2 protein-coding genes are annotated in these 2,230 nt (G+C 41.8%); both read left to right on the top strand.

What is annotated here, in order from left to right:
• Window positions 1-842, top strand: an 842-nt coding sequence (locus WMO25_RS17345; RefSeq protein ID WP_349086437.1) for a P-loop NTPase family protein, incomplete at its 5' end; no start/stop codon positions are given.
• Between the two features lie 17 nt (window positions 843-859).
• Entirely contained in the window at window positions 860-1,741 is an 882-nt protein-coding gene (locus WMO25_RS17340; protein ID WP_215689673.1) for a TadA family conjugal transfer-associated ATPase, read from the top strand.
• The last annotated feature ends 489 nt before the right edge of the window (window positions 1,742-2,230 follow it).

Genomic DNA, 2,230 nt, shown 5'->3' with positions numbered 1-2,230 from the left:
TTCTTGGACGTCAGGCATATTCGCCATTTAATATCCAACTGTATCTGGAACATCCGATATCGGATGAAAAGTGGAAAAAGGCAGATCTGGTATTGATAACTTCATCACTGATGGCGCTGTATGGGGAAAAAGTCAAAGAGGGGAATGTATGTATACTGGATGAAAGTGGACAAATAATCGGAATGGAAGGGAGGAATGTGTACAAATACCAATCAGCAGGGGTGATTTATCAAAGATTATTGGAATTTTGTGAGGAAAATGGATGGATGTTGCAGTGGGAAAGAAATCATGGAAAAAAGGAGTGTGTGTGTGCAGGGATATATAGGCCTGTGAATAATGAAAAGAGTTTTCTTAAGGTACTTGAAATGTGCAGACAGAAAGGCAAAATGGGGAATTTGCTGTATTTGAATTTTGAAACAGTGACGATATTTGAGCAGTATATGGAGGGGGAAAGAAGGCAGGAAGGATTATCAGAGATTATTTATTATGTGAAGCAAAGAAGCAGTAATTTGGGGATGAAAGTTGAAAGAATGGCTGTCAAAGGACCGGTGGAATATATTGCCGGGGCGGCGATGCCGATGGAGATGTGGGAATTGGAGGAGGAAGACTGGCGGTTTTGCCTTGAGAGGCTTTGTAAAGACACAAAGTACGATCAGATTTTGCTGGATTTCGGTACGGTGATGCCGCCGGGAATTGTTATGGACAGTTGTGATGAATGGTATGTAGCAGGGGAGCATGCGCCATGGTCGGAACAATTGACAGAACGTTTTTTGAAGGCAGCTGGGAAGGCAGCCGGCGAAGGTTTTTCAGAGAAGGTAAAAAGATTGAATGTTGAAGAATAAAGGGCGGGGATGAAGATATGGAGCAGTTTCAGAATTTGAAACAGCAGCTGCAGGAGACGGTGCGTCAGAGAATGGATATGAGCAGTGAATTATCGGATGCACAGATTGGGGAAATCATAGATTCGGTCATTATGGAAAAAAGCAGGGAAGTTTATATGAGTGCGGTTACGAAGCTGACACTGCGGCAGGAATTGTTCAATGCGATCCGGAGACTGGATCTTTTGCAGGAGCTGATTGATGACAAAACAGTAACAGAAATTATGGTGAATGGGGCGGATGCGATTTTTTATGAAAGAGATGGCCGGATCTACACCTGGGACAGGCATTTTGAATCCCGGGAAAAATTGGAAGACGTGATCCAGCAGATTGTTTCACGCTCAAATCGACAGGTCAATGAATCAATTCCTATTGTGGATGCAAGATTGAAAGACGGATCCAGAGTGAACGTTGTCCTGGATCCTGTGGCACTCAACGGACCGATTCTGACAATCAGAAAATTTCCCGAGGAAGCGATCACAATGGAGGATTTGATCCGCTGGGAGTCCATCAGTCAGGAGGCGGCAGAATATTTGAAAGTGCTTGTGAAAGCAGGGTACAACATATTTATCAGCGGGGCTACCAGTACAGGGAAAACAACATTTTTGAATGTTCTGGCGGATTACATTCCTAAAACAGAGCGGGTGATCACCATTGAGGATTCTGCGGAACTTCAGATCCACGGAATAGAAAACCTGGTGAGAATGGAAGTGCGTCAGGCGGATGGTGACGGAGTCAGTAATGTGACACTGAGGGACCTGATCCGTACCAGTTTGAGGATGCGGCCGGACAGAATTATCGTTGGTGAGGTCCGCGGTGAGGAGGCATTGGATATGATCCAAAGTATTATATGTACTATATAATAATTATATATATAACGTGTATAAGGATGGAATATTATAGATTAGAGGGAGGGCATAGGAACGCTATGAACATTAAGTATAGGTTATTGTGTAAAAGGTTAATAGAGGAAGGGAAGAGGGTAGGTGTCATTCAATATTATAATGTACTGTTCATAATGGAGTTATTGTCAGATAAAGATATATGGTCTTTAGAACAGTGGGTGAATGGTATGAATGACTTGTATATGAAGGATATACATAATTGGTGTAGATTGCATTTTATTAAATATCACACTGTATTTGTTTACATGAAAGAGTATCCGGTAAAAGCAAATATTTGGAATGGGTATTCATATATAAGGTGGAGGATGGAGCGGAGGATGAATTTGGGATAAGATAAAATGGTGTTTGCATGAAAGGGAGCCTTAAAGTAGTAATGCCAGTTAGCTAAAATTAGAAAACAGGACTGCTCTTAATGCATATATCATTTACAGCAGCTTCAGAATATAA

The organism is Coprococcus intestinihominis (genome assembly GCF_040096555.1).
Lineage (GTDB): Bacteria > Bacillota > Clostridia > Lachnospirales > Lachnospiraceae > Coprococcus_A > Coprococcus_A intestinihominis.
The sequence above is the reverse complement of the archived record's forward strand: the minus strand, read 5'-3'. Positions and strand labels throughout refer to the sequence as shown.